At 65.0% G+C, this 16,735-nt stretch carries 16 protein-coding genes; 5 read left to right on the top strand and 11 right to left on the bottom strand.

Annotation, left to right across the window (positions count from 1 at the left end):
- The first annotated feature begins 124 nt into the window (after positions 1 to 124).
- From AD664_RS22780 to AD664_RS22765, 4 genes are all read left to right on the top strand, one after another.
- Positions 125 to 835, top strand: a complete 711-nt coding sequence (locus AD664_RS22780; RefSeq protein ID WP_053150023.1) for a histidine phosphatase family protein — start codon at positions 125 to 127, stop codon at positions 833 to 835.
- A gap of 51 nt (positions 836 to 886) precedes the next feature.
- A complete protein-coding gene (locus tag AD664_RS22775; RefSeq protein ID WP_053150019.1) occupies positions 887 to 1,204 on the top strand; it encodes an SCP2 sterol-binding domain-containing protein in 318 nt (105 codons plus the stop codon).
- A gap of 216 nt (positions 1,205 to 1,420) precedes the next feature.
- Positions 1,421 to 3,139, top strand: a complete 1,719-nt coding sequence (locus AD664_RS22770) for a hydrogenase maturation protein (protein ID WP_053150017.1) — start codon at positions 1,421 to 1,423, stop codon at positions 3,137 to 3,139.
- 63 nt (positions 3,140 to 3,202) lie between these two features.
- Positions 3,203 to 4,066 carry a LysR family transcriptional regulator gene (locus tag AD664_RS22765; RefSeq protein ID WP_042728929.1) on the top strand — a complete coding sequence of 288 codons (864 nt, stop codon included), beginning with the start codon at positions 3,203 to 3,205 and terminating at the stop codon, positions 4,064 to 4,066.
- A gap of 122 nt (positions 4,067 to 4,188) precedes the next feature.
- On the opposite strand, the gene AD664_RS22760 is transcribed toward AD664_RS22765, so the two are convergent.
- A complete protein-coding gene (locus tag AD664_RS22760) occupies positions 4,189 to 4,428 on the bottom strand; it encodes a YdcH family protein (RefSeq protein ID WP_053150014.1) in 240 nt (79 codons plus the stop codon).
- A 219-nt stretch (positions 4,429 to 4,647) separates the two neighbouring features.
- Between AD664_RS22760 and AD664_RS22755 the strand changes: the two genes are divergently transcribed.
- A complete protein-coding gene (locus tag AD664_RS22755; protein ID WP_042728931.1) occupies positions 4,648 to 5,169 on the top strand; it encodes a DUF4142 domain-containing protein in 522 nt (173 codons plus the stop codon).
- Positions 5,170 to 5,224: 55 nt separating this feature from the next.
- Here the strand turns inward: AD664_RS22755 and AD664_RS22750 are convergent, their stop codons facing one another.
- The 10 genes from AD664_RS22750 to AD664_RS22705 all read right to left on the bottom strand — a co-directional run bounded on the left by AD664_RS22750 (position 5,225) and on the right by AD664_RS22705 (position 16,731).
- Positions 5,225 to 5,491, bottom strand: a complete 267-nt coding sequence (locus tag AD664_RS22750) for a hypothetical protein (protein ID WP_053150012.1) — start codon at positions 5,489 to 5,491, stop codon at positions 5,225 to 5,227.
- A 93-nt stretch (positions 5,492 to 5,584) separates the two neighbouring features.
- A complete protein-coding gene (locus AD664_RS22745; RefSeq protein ID WP_083454240.1) occupies positions 5,585 to 7,696 on the bottom strand; it encodes a PAS domain-containing sensor histidine kinase in 2,112 nt (703 codons plus the stop codon).
- Between the two features lie 276 nt (positions 7,697 to 7,972).
- Positions 7,973 to 11,071, bottom strand: a complete 3,099-nt coding sequence (locus tag AD664_RS22740; RefSeq protein WP_172679757.1) for an error-prone DNA polymerase — start codon at positions 11,069 to 11,071, stop codon at positions 7,973 to 7,975.
- On the bottom strand, positions 11,047 to 12,465 hold the full coding sequence (locus tag AD664_RS22735; RefSeq protein ID WP_053150000.1) for a DNA polymerase Y family protein: 1,419 nt from the start codon (positions 12,463 to 12,465) through the stop codon (positions 11,047 to 11,049). The genes AD664_RS22740 and AD664_RS22735 overlap by 25 nt, the downstream gene beginning before the upstream one ends.
- Before the next feature lie 7 nt (positions 12,466 to 12,472).
- Complete coding sequence (gene imuA / locus AD664_RS22730) at positions 12,473 to 13,096, bottom strand: translesion DNA synthesis-associated protein ImuA (RefSeq protein ID WP_042731415.1); 624 nt, start codon at positions 13,094 to 13,096, stop codon at positions 12,473 to 12,475.
- Positions 13,096 to 13,713 carry a transcriptional repressor LexA gene (gene lexA, locus AD664_RS22725; protein WP_053149997.1) on the bottom strand — a complete coding sequence of 206 codons (618 nt, stop codon included), beginning with the start codon at positions 13,711 to 13,713 and terminating at the stop codon, positions 13,096 to 13,098. Before lexA ends, imuA begins: the two co-directional genes overlap by 1 nt.
- A 153-nt stretch (positions 13,714 to 13,866) precedes the next feature.
- Positions 13,867 to 14,145, bottom strand: coding sequence for a DUF971 domain-containing protein (locus AD664_RS22720; RefSeq protein ID WP_042731413.1), 279 nt, complete (start codon positions 14,143 to 14,145; stop codon positions 13,867 to 13,869).
- Positions 14,142 to 15,104: a HEAT repeat domain-containing protein gene (locus tag AD664_RS22715; protein ID WP_053149994.1), complete on the bottom strand. Its 963-nt coding sequence runs from the start codon at positions 15,102 to 15,104 to the stop codon at positions 14,142 to 14,144. Before AD664_RS22715 ends, AD664_RS22720 begins: the two co-directional genes overlap by 4 nt.
- Positions 15,101 to 15,949 (bottom strand): ABC transporter ATP-binding protein, encoded by an 849-nt coding sequence (locus AD664_RS22710; RefSeq protein WP_042731411.1) that lies wholly within the window; start codon positions 15,947 to 15,949, stop codon positions 15,101 to 15,103. The genes AD664_RS22715 and AD664_RS22710 overlap by 4 nt, the downstream gene beginning before the upstream one ends.
- A complete protein-coding gene (locus AD664_RS22705; RefSeq protein ID WP_053149991.1) occupies positions 15,949 to 16,731 on the bottom strand; it encodes an ABC transporter permease in 783 nt (260 codons plus the stop codon). Before AD664_RS22705 ends, AD664_RS22710 begins: the two co-directional genes overlap by 1 nt.
- Positions 16,732 to 16,735: the final 4 nt, after the last annotated feature.

The following is a 16,735-nucleotide window of genomic DNA, read 5'->3' as shown; positions in this document are numbered from 1 at the left end:
TCGTCCGAGCGAGGCCGGACAAGGCTCCAACGGACATTTCAAACAAGCGTATGTTTTTTCATTGACAGCTCACCGTCATCCTCATAACCTCGCCAAACCTTCAACGTACCGGGATGACGCGGACGTGGGCAGCATCTATCTGATTCGACATGGCCAGGCCTCCTTCGGTGCGGACGACTACGATGTCCTTTCGCCCAACGGTGTACGCCAGGCCCAAGTGCTGGGTCATCACCTGGCAGAACTGGGTGTCGTGTTCGATCGCTGCCTCTCGGGAGACCTGCGCCGCCAGCAGGACACCGCCTCCGGTGCCCTGGGCCAGATGAGCGCCGCCGGGCTGCCGGTTCCCGAAGTGGAAATCGACACAGCCTTCAACGAATTCGACGCCGACGCCGTCATCCGCGCGCTGTTGCCGGACATGCTCACGCAGGAGCCCGAGGCGCTGGATGTCCTGCGCAACGCCGCGCAGAACCGTGCCGAGTTCCAACGCATCTTCGCGCTGATCATCGAACGCTGGCTCGAAGGGCGGTATGACCCGCCCGGCCTGGAAAGCTGGCTGGGTTTCGTCGAGCGGGTCCAGGGCGGCCTGCAGCGGATCCTCGAACAGGCCGACAACCGCCAGAAAATCGCTGTGTTCACCTCCGGCGGCACCATTACCGCCCTGCTCCACCTGATCACCCGGATTCCGGCCCGACAGGCCTTCGAACTGAATTGGCAAATCGTCAACACCTCGCTCAACCAGCTTAAATTCAGGGGGCGCGAGGTGGCCCTGGCGTCCTTCAACAGTCACGCCCACCTGCAACTGCTGAAGGCCCCGGACCTCATCACCTTCCGCTGAGGCCGAATTACCCAAGACCCTTGCTGTACAACCCAAATAAGGATCGACACCATGACCTCCGTAGCCGACGCCGTACAAGCCATGAAAGCCAAGTTCAACCCAGCCGCCGCTGCCGGCCTGGACCTGGTATTCGGCTTCAACATCACCGACGAAGACAAGCAGTACGCCCTGATCGTCAAGGACGGCACCTGCGAACTGCAGGAAGGTGAGAGTGCCGATGCCAACTGCACGCTGATCATGGACAGCGAAACCCTCAAGGGCATCGTCAGCGGCGAAACCGATGGCATGCAGGCGTTCATGGGCGGCAAGCTGCGCGTCGAAGGCGACATGATGCTGTCGATGAAACTGTCCGAGCTGTTCCCAAGCTAAGACCAGGCCGCGCGCAACACGCGCCTGCTGTCTGCAAACGAATCCCGCCCCCGTGGCGGGATTCGTGTTTCTGCGCGCCCCTCAACGGCTCCCGGCGCACGCAACCTTGACCCCTGTCAGCTTCGCCCCCTCCTCCAACCGCTAACGTAGCGCCTCCATCAGCCAGGGACGGCTCATCGGGAGCCTGTGCCTGCATCTCTCAAGGAAGGGAATTTCATGTCTGCACTGAAGATCATTCTGCTGTCGACCGCGTTCAATGGCCTGACCCAGCGCGTCTGGCTGGACCTGCGCGAAGCTGGCTATCGCCCCAGCGTCGTACTGTTCACCGACCCGGACTCGGTCTGCCAGCAAATCGAAGACAGCGGCGCCGACCTGGTGATCTGCCCGTTTCTCAAGGACCGCGTTCCCCAGCGACTGTGGCGCAATCCGCGGCGGCCGGTGGTGATCATTCACCCCGGCATTGTCGGTGACCGCGGCGCCAGTGCCCTGGACTGGGCCCTCATGCGCCAACCCGAGCGCTGGGGCGTCACGGCGCTGCAGGCTGTCGAGGAGATGGACGCCGGACCGGTCTGGGCCACGTGCGAATTCCACCTGCCCGAAGGCCTGCGCAAATCCGAGCTGTACAACGGCCAGGTCAGCGATGCCGCGGTCCAGTGTGTCCGCGAGGTCGTGCAGAAATACCTCAACGGTTTCACCCCGGTGCCATTGGACTACAGCCGCCGTGAAGTTGTCGGACGCCTGCAACCGAACATGACCCAGGACGATCGCACCTTCAGCTGGCACGACAACAGCGCGTTCATCAAGCGTTGCATCGACGCCGCCGACGGCCAGCCGGGCGTGCTGGCAAGCCTTGCCGGCGGCCAGTTTTATGTGTACGACGCGCACCTGGATGTACGCCGCGGCGTGCCCGGAAACCTGTTGGCCGTGCGTGACGACGCAGTGCTGGTGGCGACAGGCGATGCCAGCCTGTGGATCGGATCCTTGCGCCTCAAGCCGCAGCCCGGCGAACAGACATTCAAACGGCCAGCGCGTCATGTGCTGGCCCAACGGCTCGCGGGCGTTCCGGTACTCGACGGCTCACTGGCCCGGCAGCCGTTCAGCGACGAGCCTTACCAACCCATCCGTTACCGTGAATGCGGCCACGTGGGCGAACTTACATTCGAGTGCTACAACGGTGCGATGAGCACCGAGCAATGCCAGCGCCTGGTGGCGGCGCTGCGCTGGGCCAAGACGCGGGATACCGAGGTGTTGCTGATTCGCGGTGGCCGCGGCAGCTTCTGCAACGGTGTGCACCTGAACGTGATTCAAGCCGCCGCCGACCCTGGTCTCGAAGCCTGGGCCAACATCCAGGCCATCGACGACGTCTGCCTTGAACTGTTCAGCGCCCGGCAACTGGTGGTCAGCGGTTTGACCGGCAATGCCGGGGCCGGCGGCGTGATGCTGGCCCTGGCGGCGGATATCGTGCTGGCGCGGCGCGACATCGTGCTCAACCCCCACTACGCGACCATGGGCCTGTACGGCTCCGAATACTGGACCTACAGCCTGCCTCGGGCCGTTGGCCCGGACAGGGCCTACGCACTCACCCAGGACTGCCTGCCCGTCAGTGCCCCCCAGGCCTTGCGCTACGGCATGGTCCAGGAGATCGGCCCGCGCTGTCCCGACGAGTTCGGCCTATGGCTGCTGCAACGGGCCAACAGCGCCCTGCTCGATCCGGCCTACGAAAGCCTGCGGGTCCGCAAGGCCGAGCGAAGCCTGTCGGCGATCCAGGCCTGCCGCGACGGCGAGCTGGCGCAGATGCATCGCGACATGGTGGACAACCGCCACGGCTTTGCCGAGAAGTGCCATCGCTTTGTGTTCAAGCACCGCGCCTGCCGCACGCCGCAACGCCTGATGGCGCCATGGGCGCGAGCCGAACGGGTCCAACCCGTCCAATGATTCGCGGTATCGGGCAAGCGTGGCAGCTCTTACAATGCCCGCTTCCCCTGTACCGGCCTGAACATGGACATCGACCTCGCCCGCACTTTCCTGGAAATTGTCCGCCACGGCAGCCTCGCTGCCGCGGCTGAGAAACTGCACGTCACCCAGACGGCAATCACCGCCCGGGTGCAGAAACTCGAAAGCCAGCTCGGTTGCGCGCTGTTCGTGCGCAATCGCGCCGGCGCGCGGCTGACCGCCGACGGAGAAGCGTTCGTGGTCTACGCCAACCAGCTCGTGCAAACCTGGGAAGCGGCCCGGCGAGACCTGCCCTTGCCCGAAGGCTATCGCAACGTCCTGCACCTGGGTGGCGAGGTCAGCCTGTGCAACCCGTTGATGCTCGCCTGGGCCGGTGCACTGCGCCAAAAGATCCCCGGACATGCCCTGCGCATGGACATTCGTGATGGCGAGAAGCTGCTGCAACAGCTGGAGCTGGGCCTGTTGGACGCGGCGGTGGTGTACCAGCCCGAATACTGGCCACGGCTGCAAGTGGAACAACTGCTGGAAGAAAAACTGATCATGGTGCGTTTGGCGGCACGCCCCGAGCCCTATGTCTACATCGATTGGTGCGCCGACTTCCGCCGCCAGCACGACACGGCGCTCCCCGACAAAGCCAAGGCTGCCGTGACCTTCAACCTCGGCCCCCTGGCCTTGCAGTACATCCTGGAGCATGGTGGCAGCGCTTACTTCCGCACCCGGGTCGTGCAGAGTTACCTGGACAGCGGCATCCTGGAACGGGTGCCCAAGGCGCCGGAATTCAATTACCCGACCTACCTCGTCTATTCCCGGGACAGGGATTCAGCCGCGTTGCAACAGGCATTCGAGGTGCTGCGAGAAATTGTCAGAACCGGCAGCGATTGGTCGCAGCGTTGGGATCCGCTGAGCTGAAGGGGTTGTGTGGGGGGCCGCTCCGCAGCCCAGCGGGAGCAAGCTCCCTCGCCACGACGGTTCGGGCGGCAGACAGCTCCAATAGGAAGGCCCCTGCAAACAGGGGCCTTCGGGGCCATCCGTCACTGCATTTGCAAGTGCTCGGCGATCTTGTCCTTGATCAACAAGCGTTTTTTCTTGAGCGTCTCCAGGGCGTCATCGGACAGGGCTGGGGAAGACGGCTTTTCGGCGTCGACCACCTCGGCATCAAGTTGGGAGTATTTGTGAAGTAACGAGTCGAGCCTTGGGTTCTCGCTGCGTTTTTGCTGGATGTGGTCTTTTGTGCAGTTGAGATCCTGGCACAAATCGTGAGACACCGGCATGGAACACCTCCTTTTTGGTGGGTCGGTGGCAGACGCTTTTTGCGGCGTCCGTCGATTATCAGGATGGCCTCCTCGACGGGGTTCTGTCGACCGCCTATCCGACCAGCGGTGACCGTTCGTCGTGCCGCTACGCTTTCCAGGCAAACCTTTATTCGCGCCCAGGCCTCCATTGAACAGAGACGAAACAATCGTCCTATCACCCTCAACGGAGACTTACCTATGGACGGATTTACCCTGCGTCAACTCGGCCTGGCCATTGCCTTGAGCACCAGCATGGGCACTGCCTGGGCTGCCACTTCCAACGACTTCGTCGACAACGCGGCGGCCGGTGGTATCGCGGAAATCGAAACCAGCAAACTGGCCCTGGAAAAAAGCGCCTCGGCGGACGTGAAAGAATTCGCCAACAAGATGATCACCGATCACACCAAGGCCAACCAGGAACTGATGGCCCTGGCGAAAAAACACGACATCGAAGTGCCGGACGAAACCACGCTGGTGAAAAAGGCCAAGGCCAAGATCCTCGACATGCGCGATGAATCCTTCGACGCGGCCTACGCCAACAACCAGGTGAAGGCCCACGAAGAAACCATCGCCCTGTTCAAGAAAGAAGCCGAGACCGTGACAGACGACAAAAAGGCCGGCAACACTGAACTCAAGGCATTTGCCCAGAAAATGCTGCCGGACCTGCAACACCATCTGGATGCCGCCAAGAAGCTCCAGGCGGCGCATCCTAGTAAGTAACTGTTCCTCGCAATCGTTCCCACGCTACGCGTGGGAACGCTCTTGTGCGAAAGAACTAACCACCATCCGTATCAATATCGGCATCCGTGCTTTCACCGGGTTCAGGCCGGTCCGGGTCTGGCTTGAAGCCGGGGCTGAAGGTGTTGTCGTTGTCCTGGTGATGGTTCTTCTGGTCCACTTCACTGGCCGCGCTTTGGGCCTGGTCCGTGCCGGCGGGGCTGGCAGGTTGGGTGCCTGGGGGTGTCGGCTGGACCTGGGGATCGATGGCCGGGTCGTTGCGCGGTTGGTCTTGTTGCTGGGTGTTTGCAGGATCGTCGTTCATAGCCACCTCATTCATGACAGGGCCGGTTGGTGACCGACCTTGATTATTCGAAGGTGTGGCGGCGGCTTCGGTTCCATTTGTTTGCCGGGACGTTCACTGGCCCAGCACCGACCTGACCATGGCGGTCAGCGCTTCGGGACCATAGGGTTTGCTCAACAAATGAGTGTCGGGACTCAATTGGTGGTTCTGGGAAATGATGTCGCGGGTATGGCCCGAGGTGAACAACACCGGCACCGGCGGCACCTGCATTTTCGCCCAGGCCGCCAGGTCTGAACTCTTGATCAGGCCGGGCATGACCACGTCGCTGAAGATCAGGTCCACCGAGGCGCCGTCCAGCAGCAGTTTCATGGCCACGTCGGCGTTGGCGGCGGTCAGCGTGCGGTAGCCGGACTGTTCCAGCAGTTCCACCGAGGCGCTGCGCACCTCGTCGTTGTCCTCCACCACCAGGATCGTCTCCTGCTCGCCGGCCTGAAGCGGTTCGCGTGGGCGTTGCTCGTCGGTTTCCGGTTGGCAACTGCGGGGGAAGTACATGTGCGCTCGCGTACCTTTGCCCAGGTCGCTGGCAATCTCGATATGGCCGCCACTCTGTTTGACGAAACCGAACACCATGCTCAGCCCCAACCCGGTTCCCTGGCCTTCGGTCTTGGTGGTGAAGAACGGCTCGAACACCTGGTTCAGGATGTCGGGCGGCATGCCCGCGCCGCGGTCGATCACCGACAGTCGCACATACTCGCCCGGCGCAATGCCCTTGCCGGCGCAGGAGGCTTCGTCGAGCACGATGTTCTCGCCGACCATGCGGATGGTTCCCTCCCCGCCCATGGCATCGCGCGCGTTGATCGCCAGGTTCAACAGGGCATTTTCCAGCTGGTTGCGGTCGACGTGGATGCACCATGGGGTCTCGGGCAAGGTCACTTCGATCAGGATGGTTTCGCCCAGGGCCCGTTGCAAGAGTTCGACCAGGCCGTCGTAGATGCGCTGCGGGTTGTAGACCGCCGGTGACAACGGCTGGCGCCGGGCGAAGGCCAGCAATTGCGTAGACAGCTTGGCGCCGCGCTCCACGGCTTCGATGCAGGCGCCGACCCGTCGTTGCACATTGACGTTGTCCGCTTCATGGCGAGCCAGCAGGTGCAGGTTGCCGGCGATCACTTGCAGCAGGTTGTTGAAGTCATGGGCCACGCCGCCGGTGAGGCCACCAATGGATTCGAGCTTCTGCGACTGGCGCAACTGCTCTTCGGCGTTCAATCGCGCCTGCACTTCGTCAGCGACGCGCCGCTCCAGGTCGCGGGTGAACTTGAGCAGCGACGCTTCGGCGGTCTTGCGCTCGTTGATGTCGATCAGCACGCCGGGAAAACGCAAGGGCGTGCCCAGCTCGTCGAACTCGCACCGACCGCTGGCGAGCACCCAGAGGTAGTCACCGCTCAGGCGGCGGATTCGATATTCGGCGCTATACGGGATGCCGGTGCGCACGGTCAGTTCGACCCGCTGGTTCACTTCCTCGAGGTCGTCGGGGTGGATGCTCTGGCGGGCGATCTCGATGGGCAACGCGTCCAGTGGACAATCCGGCGGATAGTTGAAGCTACGGGCGAAGCGCTCGTCACCGGAGAGCCTGTCGGCCTGGATGTCCCAGACGAACGACCCCAGCAGCGGGCCAGCCGACAACGCCAACTGGATCCGCTCATTGACGGCGCGGTAACTGCGCTCGGCTTCTTGCCGAGCCCGCTCGGTCAACACATGCTCGGTGGTTTCCACCACGACCGCCAAGACCCCTGCCGGCGCCTGGTCCTCACCGGGCACGGGGCTGTAATAGAGGTCCATCCAGACGTCTTCGGGCTTGCCATCGCGCAGCAGCACCAGTTCTTTGCTGCGATAGGACAAGGTGCCGCCGGCCAGGCAAACGTCCAGCACATGGCGGTTGAAATCGGCCACTTCCGGCCAGCCCAGCTCCACCGGGCAACCCAGCAGGTACGGGTGGCGGCCGCCGGCAAACTCGGCATAGGCATCGTTGTAGATCATGAAACCCTGGCGCCCCCACAACATCACCATCGGCAGGGGCGACGCGAGCAGCATCTGGACCGCGTTGCGCAGGCTCGCGGACCAGTGCTCGATAACGCCCAACTCGGTCTGGCGCCAATCGAACGCCCGGATGCGCCCGGCCATTTCACCGCCCCAACCGAGGCATCCGTGATTGTGGGATAAAAACTCCATGAGAAGACTGTGAACCTCAACAGGCTTGCTGGGAATCGGCATACCACGAGTCCCTTGTGCTCAGTGCTTCGAGCGCGGCGGCTGCGTTTGGTTTCATATTCGCCAATTCAGACGCTCACCGTGGCGAGGGAGCTCGCTCCCGCTGGGCTGCGTAGCAGCCCCAAAATCGGCGGTCCTTCAGGCAGACCGCGCCAGGCTGTTGACGACGGCTGCGCCGCCGAGCGGGTGCAAACTCCCTCGCCACAGCGGCGGCAACTGTTGGAGATGACAACCGCGTCAGCGAAAATCACGGCTTTGCACCTGGATGCCGGCCAGCAATTCGGTCAGGTCGCTCAGGCGTCCAGCGATCAGGTGGCGGACTTCTCCCACGCTTTCCCAGCGCCCATCGACCCGCAGCAGTTGCGAGCCCACCAAGGTCTTGCGTTGGCGTTCGGCCAGGTCACGCCAGACCACCACGTTGAGGTTGCCAAACTCATCTTCCAGGGTAACGAAGGTCACGCCGCTGGCCGTGCCCGGGCGTTGGCGGCCGGTGACCAGACCGGCAACGCTGACGTTGCGGCCGTGTTCCACGTCCTGCAATTCCCGTGAGCTGCGGCACCGCCGGGCACGCAGCTCGGTGCGCAACAAGGCCAGCGGATGCGGCCCCAAGGTGGTGCCAAGCATGGCGTAGTCGGCAAACAGGTTTTCCCCCAGGGTGGGTTTCGGCAAGCTCACGGAGGGTTCTTCCTGGCTGGGCAAACCGGCGAACAGGCCCAATTGTTTCTGCACGCCGGCGACGGCCCAGCGGGCGCGATGCCGGTCGCCCGCCAAGCCGTGCAAGGCGCCGGCATCGGCCAGTTGCGCCTGGGCCCGGGCATCGAGTTGCGCCCGTTCGCCCAGGTCGGCCACGTCACTGAAAGGCCGATGCCGGCGAGCTGTTTCGATGCGCCGGGCGTCCTCCTCGCGAAACCCTTTGACCAGGCGCAACCCCATGCGAATCGCCGGTTGCCGGCCTTCCATGGGTTCGAGACTGCAATCCCAATCGCTGGCGCGCACGTCCACCGGGCGGATCTGCAATTGATGCCGGCGGGCGTCCTGCAGAATCTGGTCCGGGCTGTAGAACCCCATGGGCCAACTGTTGATCAGGGCGCAAGCGAATGCCGCCGGTTCGTGGCATTTGAGCCAACTGCTGACGTAGGTCAGCAAGGCGAAACTGGCCGCGTGGGATTCGGGAAAGCCGTAGTTGCCGAACCCCTTGATCTGCTCGAAGATCTGCGCGGCGAACTCAGGGGAATAACCATTTTTCTCCATCCCCCGGGCCAGGCGAACCCGATGCGGCTCAAGCCCGCCGTGGCGCTTCCAGGCGGCCATGGAACGACGCAACTGGTCGGCCTCGCCGGGGGTGTAGTCGGCCGCGACCACGGCAATCTGCATGACCTGCTCCTGGAACAACGGAATGCCCAGGGTCCGCCCCAGCACCGTCTCCAGTTCGGGCGAGGGGAACGTGACGGCTTCCTCGCCATTTCGCCGCTTCAGGTACGGGTGCACCATGCCGCCCTGGATCGGCCCCGGTCGCACGATCGCCACTTCGATCACCAGGTCGTAATATTCCCGTGGCTTGAGCCGGGGCAGCATCGCCATCTGCGCCCGTGATTCGATCTGGAACACACCGATAGTGTCCGCGCGGCTGATCATCGCGTAGGTCGCCGGATCGTCCTTGGGCAGCGATGACAACGTATGGCGCTGACCCCGATAGTGTTCGATCAGGTCGAAACATCGCCGGATCGCACTGAGCATGCCCAAGGCCAGTACATCCACCTTGAGCAGCCCGACCGCGTCCAGGTCGTCCTTGTCCCACTGGATGATGGTGCGCTCGGCCATGGCGGCGTTTTCCACCGGCACCAGGGTGTCCAGGGGCTGCTCGGAAATCACGAAGCCGCCGGGGTGCTGGGACAGGTGACGGGGGAAGCCGATCAGTTGCCGGGTCAGGCCGAGCACCCGGCGCAAGATCGGGCTGTCCGGGTCGAAGCCGCCCTCGCGCAGGCGATCCACGGGCGGCGCCTCATCGCTCCAACGACCGCAGCAGTCGGCCAGCGCGTTGACCTGGTCCGGCGGCAGGCCCAGGGCCTTGGCGACATCCCGCACCGCCCCGGCGCCGTGGTAGCTGCTGACCACCGCCGTCAACGCCGCACGATGGCGACCGTAGCGTCGGAACACGTATTGCAGCACTTCTTCACGCCGCTCGTGTTCGAAATCCACGTCGATGTCCGGCGGTTCGTTGCGCTCGCGAGACAGGAACCGCTCGAACAACAGGTTGCTCTGGCTCGGGTCGATCTCGGTGATGCCCAAGGCGTAGCACACCGCCGAGTTGGCCGCCGAGCCACGTCCCTGGCAGAGGATGCGCTGCTGCCGGGCGAAGCTGACGATGTCCTGCACGGTGAGGAAATAGCTGTCGTAGCCCAGCTCGGCGATCAACGCCAGCTCCCGGTCGATCTGTCGTCGGACCTTGTCACTGGCCCCGTCAGGCCAACGCGTGCACATGCCGCGCTCGGTCAATTCCCGCAACCACGACGCCGGATCATGGCCCTCGGGCACCAACTCACGCGGGTATTGATAGCGCAACTGACCCAGGTCGAAGGAGCAACGCCGGGCGATCACCAGGGTTTCATCGAGCAACGCACGGGGGTAGAGATCGGCCAGGGCCTGGAGGCTGCGCAAGTGCCGCTCGCCGTTGGGGTGCAGGCGCTGGCCGGCCTCGGCGACCGTCACGTGGTGGCGGATGGCGGTCATGGTGTCCTGCAAGGCCCGACGGCCACGCACGTGCATGTGCACATCGCCCGTGGCGACGGCGCGAAGATGCATGCGATCGGCCAGCGCCAGCCAATCCGCCAGTCGACGCCGGTCGTCCTGCCCGCAATGCAACTGGACCGCCAGCCACAACCGCTCGGCGAAGATCGACTGAAGCCAGCGACCCTGTGCTTCGTCGTCTTTGCCGTCTGGCACCCATAGCGCCAATAGGCCCGGCCAGGGCTCGTCGAAATCCTCGCGGACGACGCGATAGTGGCCCTTCTCGCTGCGTCGGCGAGCGCGGGTGATCAACCGGCACAAGGCCTGATAGCCCTCGAGGTTTTCCACCAGCAGCACCAGTTTCGGACCGTTTTCGACCCGGATCTCGCTGCCGATGATCAGCGGTAATTGCAGTTCCCTGGCCGCTTGCCAGGCCCGGACGATCCCGGCCAATGTGCATTCGTCGGTGATCGCCAGGGCCTGGTAGCCTTGCTCGCTGGCGCGCCTGCACAACTCCAGGGCGCTGGAGGCACCCCGCTGGAAGCTGAAGTTCGACAGACAATGCAGCTCGGCATACCCAATGCTCATGCGAACCACCCCTGCAACCACAGCGGCCCACCCTCGCCCACCGGCCGATAGGCCCAGCCCCGTTGCCCGCTGCGGGTCTCGACCAGGTAGTAATCGCGACGCACATCGGCGCCGTCCCACCAGCCCGTCTCGATGCGTTCCGGGCCCATGAGGATCTGCGCCTGGCTGGGCGACAAGGCCTGGGGTTCACTGAGCAACCAGCCGGGGCGTTGCACGTCTTGCACCGGGCAAGCCTGTGGCCGAGGCTGGGCGCTCATCTGCCAGGCACATTCGGGGCGGTGATCATCGCGAAACCCCAGGCCCTGCACCGCTTCGTCCCCCAGCCGGGCCCGCAGGCGCTCGCGCAATTGCTCCCAGGGCAAGGACTGTTGCGGGCGCTCATCGAACAGCTCCAGGCGTTGGGGCACGAAGCTCGGCAGGTCTTCGGCGCACAAGCGAAAGCCGCGCACCGGGGCTTCGACCTGGACCTGTTCCAGGCGACCACGGGCCAGCTCGAACAGCATCGAAGGCTCCCGCTCGGCGCTGAGCAGGCCGACCTTGATCACTGTGTCCGGCAGCCCGGCGTGTTCCAGGTGCAGGTCAAAGCGCTGTACGCCACTGTCACGCCCGCACAGGAACGCCGACAGGTCAGCGGTCAAGCGGCGCAACGGGAACAACAGCGCCTGGTGGGACTGGACGTCGTAGTTGAGCTCGATGCGCACATCGAAACGGTCCGGTGGCAGGTAAAACGACAGCGCCAGGGTGCGGCTGCCGGTGAGCGCATCGAGGTGCTTGAGCACCTGGGCTTCAAAGCGCCGCGCCAGGGTGTGCCGGGGCAAGGCCTGGACCTGGCTCAAACGGCGCAAGCCCATGCGCGACAACGCCGTGGCGACTTCGGCTTGCAGGCCGATCCGCTCCACCGGCATCTGCCCCAGGCATGCTTGCAGGGCCTCGTCATCGGGCACCACCAGGGCGTCGTAGGCATTGGCCAACACCCGCGCCGCCGCCGGGTTCGGCGCGGCGACGATGCGATGGCGGAACCCCAGCGCCGTCAACTCGGCCCGCAACCGCGCCTCGAACACCGGCCAGGGACCGAACAGGCCGAGGCTCGACTCGATCTCGAACAGCACCGTGCGCGGGTAATGCACGCTGACCTGGGCGCTGAAACGGTAGGCCCAGGCAGCCAGAAATTGCTGCCAGTGTTCGATCTGCGCGGCGTCGTACTCGGCGGTGGCAAAGCCTTTGCTCAAGGCTTGGGCAGCGGTCATGGTCTGGCCCGGACGCAAGCCCAGGGCTCGCGCCGACGCATTCACCGCTTGCAGCACCCGCCGCTGAGCCGGGCCGGTCAGCAGCGCCAGCGGCTCGTCGGGATCGGGGCGCTGACGCAGCGCGGCATCCAGCGCCAATTGCGGAAAGAGAATACAAACCCAGCGCATCGCAACCTCAGTGCCTTGTGGACGCGGCAAAGGCAATCGGCGCCGAACGGGCCAGCCCGCCTCGACACTTGAGCACGCGCAACTGCGCGGGTCGGGCGTCGATGGCGATGCGCAAGGCCGCCGGCGACGGGTTGATGGCTTCCTGCATCGAGCGCCAGGCGAACGCCAGGGTCTGGCCGGTTTCGGCCGCCACTTGCAGCCGGCGCAGGGCCCGGTCGTCTGCCTGGCGAGGCCAGCACAACACCGCGCCGCAACTGCCCGAGCGCAGGCATTGTTCGGCGGCCCACAAGGCATCGCGCTCATCGGCCTGAATCACCGACAACTGGCGCAGGTCCACCCCAGCGTTCTGCCAGGCCTGGGGGTAAGGCACGAACGGAGGCGCCACCAGCACGATGCGCTCCCCCGCGCTCGACAATCGGGCGAGGGTCGGCCACACCACTTGCAACTCGCCCACGCCCGGGGCGGCGATGAGTAATTCCGTCAACGCCGCTTCCGGCCAGCCGCCACTCGGCAAAGCCGCATCCAGCGCGGCATGCCCGGTAGGTTGCGGGCTGGCGGCTGGAGGCGCGGGCCGGCCCTTCCAGACCTGGCCCGCATTGAACAGCGTGTCCAGCGCGACGACAGCGCCCATCAGCCTTGCCTCAACAGGCCGCAGAACACGCCTTCGATGGCCAGGTCCTGATCGGCTTCGACAATGATCGGTTGATAAGCCGGGTTGCGCGGCAGCAGGCGCACGCGCTCGCCGATCCGCTCGAAACGCTTGATGGTGACCTCACCGTCGAGCCGCGCCACGACAATCTGGCCATTGGCGGCCTGGGGGGTGCGTTGTACACCCACCAGGTCACCGTCGAGGATGCCGTCCCCGATCATCGAGTCGCCCTGCACCCGCAGCAGGTAATCCGGCGCCTTGATGAACATCGCCGGGTCCAGCATCAGGCGGCTGTGGACCTCGGCGTCGGCGCCAATCGGCAAGCCGGCCGCCACCCGCCCCAGCACCGGCACGTCCAGCAGTTCGGGCCGCGGTGGCTGGTTCAACAACCGGATGCCCCGTGCCTGGTGTGGATTGACCTCGATGAAACCGGCTTCGGTCAGCGCCAGCACATGCTTGCGGGCGACACTGCGCGAGGCAAAGCCGAACGCCTCGCTGATCTCGGCGAGGCTGGGAGACTGGCCCTGATCGGCGATGCGTTCACGGATGAAGGTCAGGATGGCGGTGCGGCGGGGAGTGAGAGTCGTCATGGAGTACATTTGTACTCCTGTCGGTTTTTTCTGACAAGCGCCGTCAGTCAGCTCACAGCCATGCACCTCCCTGTGGGAGCGGGCTTGCTCGCGAAAGCGGTGTGCCAGTCAAAGAAAGTGTTGAATGCGCCGGCGCCTTCGCGAGCAAGTCCGCTCCCACAGTCAATGTCCAAGCCCCGCCAGGTAAGCCCATGGATAAATGCCGCGCCCATGGCCATCGCTGAAGACCAGTTGGACCCCATACCCCTGGGCATTGACCTCCACCACCCGAACCCGTGGATCGACCTGCACCGCCAGCCCTTGCAGGCGAAACGCCCGGCACTGGGAACAAGGACACTGGCGGCGCAGTTCAGTGTGGTCCAGGCGTTGTTCGCGGCCATCGGGCCAGTTCAACCTCAACTGGCCTTTGTCAGGGCTATTGCCCATCGCCAGCGGGCTCATTGCACTTGCGCCAGGGCGATGCGCACGGCCTTGCGGACTTCAGGGTCACCGTCGTCCTGGGCGGCCTGCAATGCCGGGATCGCAGCGGGGTCGTTCAACTCGCCCAAGGCCAGGGCGGCTTCCTTGCGCAGGTTGCTGATGCGATGGCCCAGGGTCTCGATCAACCCCGGCAACGCCGGGGCGTAGCGCAAGCGGCCGAGGCTACGGGTGGCGCGCAGGCGCACTTGCCAATAATCATCCCCCAGGGCCTCGACCAGCGCCGGGCCGGCATCGGTGTGGCCGACCTTGCCCAGGGTGGTGGCGGCTTCTTCGCGCACTGCCCAGGCAGGGTCCCGCAGCGCCTGGCGCAGGGCCGGCAAGACGTGTGCATCAGAGCCCAGGCCTAAGGCGCCGGTGGCCGCCCGGCGCACCTCGGTGTCCGGGTCGGCGCTGGCCAACCGCGCGAGCGCCGGCAACGCGTCGAGGTGCTTGAGCCAGCCGAGCACGCCAACCGCCTCACGGCGGACGCTGGCATCGGTGTCGGCCAGGGCAATGAGCGCGACCGGTGCCGCGTCGACCAGGCGCAATTCGCGCAAGGCCCTGAACGCGGCGACGCGCACGCTGACGGTCTCATGGGCGGCCCAGGGCAGGATCACCCTCCCCGCCGCCTCGCTCTTTAGCAGGCTCAGACTCTGGGCGGCGGCGCCCTGCACCGTCGGGGACGGATCGGTGAGGGCCTGGCACAACGCGGCGACCACCGGCGCGTCTTCCCAGGCTTCGAGCAGTCGCGCGGCCTCGGCGCGGACCTCGGCACTGGCATCGTGGGCCAGACGATCCACCAGCCACAGCAGGCCTTCGGGCTCCTCGAGGTCGGCCAGTTCAATCAGGGCGATGCGGCGCACACCAGGGTCCTCGTCCACCAGGCGCGGTTGCAGGGCGAGGATGTCATCGTTGTCGGTGTCTTCAAATAAAGAGGTCATAAGGCAAATCGCGGCAAGGAGGTTTCAAGGGGAAGCCCGAGGGGATTGAGGCGCGGCAACGGCTGGCCGTCCTCATGGCGCAACAACTCGAGGCAGTGGCGCTTCAACAGGGAAAACTCGGGGCGGGTGACCAGTTCGGTGGTGCGTGGCCGGGGAAAATCCAGGCGCAGGTCCTCGATGATCCGACCCGGGCGCGGGCTCATCACCAGCAGTCGATCGGCCAGGAACAGTGCCTCGTCGATGTCGTGGGTGACGAACACCACGGTGGTGCGGATGCGGGTCCAGATCTCCAGCAGCAACTGCTGCATGTTCAACCGGGTCAAGGCGTCCAGGGCACCGAAGGGTTCGTCCATCAACAGCAGTCGTGGCCGATTTACCAGCACCCGGGCGATCTCCACCCGCTGCTGCATGCCCCCGGACAGTTGGTCCGGCCAGTGCCCGGCGAATCCGTCCAGGCCCACCAGGGCGAGAATTTCATCCGCCGCCCGCTGCCGTTCGGCTTTGCCCAGGCCCCGCATCTTCAGGCCGAAGGCCACGTTGTCGCGCACGCTGCGCCACGGGAACAGCGTGTGCTGCTGGAACACCATCCCGCGCTGGGGCGAAGGCCCGGCCACCGGCAAGCCGTCGACATGCAAGGTGCCGGCGCGCGGTTGCAGGTGCCCGGCCAAGGCACCGAGCAAGGTGGATTTACCGCAACCGGACGGCCCCAGGACGCACACGAACTGGCCCGCCTCGATCTGGCAATCAAGGCCCTGGACGGCTTCGAACGCCTGGGCTCCCTGGCCCAGGACAATGGACAACTGACGGATATCGATCCGTCCCTCAGGCGTTTGCATCACACTCATCAGGCTTTACCTCTCGGTCGGTGCCAAGGCGTGAACAGCCCGCCCAGGCGCTTGATCAACACACTGCTGCCCATGCCCAGCACACCGATCAACAGCATGCCGACGACAATGTCGGCGTAGTTCTGCACGGTGTAGGAGGACCAGGTGTAGTAACCGATGCCGTACTGGCCGGCGATCATTTCCGCCGTCACCAGGCAGAACCAGGACGTGCCCATGCCGATGGCCAGCCCCGTGATGATGCTCGGCGCGGCGCCCGGCAGAATCACTTCCAACAGGATCGCGCAGCGCCCGGCCCCCAGGCTTTTCGCCGAGGCGATCAGCCGCCGGTCCACCGCCTCGACGCCGTGCACGGTGTTGAGCAGGATCGGGAACAGCGCCCCGGTGAAGGTGATGAACACCATCGACAGCTCCGAGGAGGGAAACATCAGGATCGCCAGGGGAATCCAGGCCACCGCCGGGATCGGCCGCAGGACTTCCAGCGGTGGCAACAGCAGGTCTTCAGCCCATTTCGAGCGACCGATGGCCAGGCCCAGGGCCACGCCGGTCAACACCGCCGCGCCATACCCGGCAAACACCCGGCCCAGGCTGGCGCCCAAGTGTCGGCCCAGGCTGCCTGAAGCCTCCAGGCCAAGCGCAGCCTGGATCACGGCCAGCGGGGGCGGCACGTTGGCGAAGGTCACCAGGCCAAGGTCCCAGTGGTGGGTGGCGGCGAGTTGCCAGAACAGCAGGCAGAGCACCAGGGAAGCGGCTCGCAGGAGCCAGCGAAAATAAGATCGAGACACAACT

The sequence above is a fragment of the Pseudomonas sp. P97.38 genome (assembly GCF_001269745.1).
In the GTDB taxonomy this organism is placed as follows: Bacteria; Pseudomonadota; Gammaproteobacteria; order Pseudomonadales; family Pseudomonadaceae; genus Aquipseudomonas; species Aquipseudomonas chlororaphis_E.
This window is presented reverse-complemented; position numbering and strand designations above follow the sequence as displayed.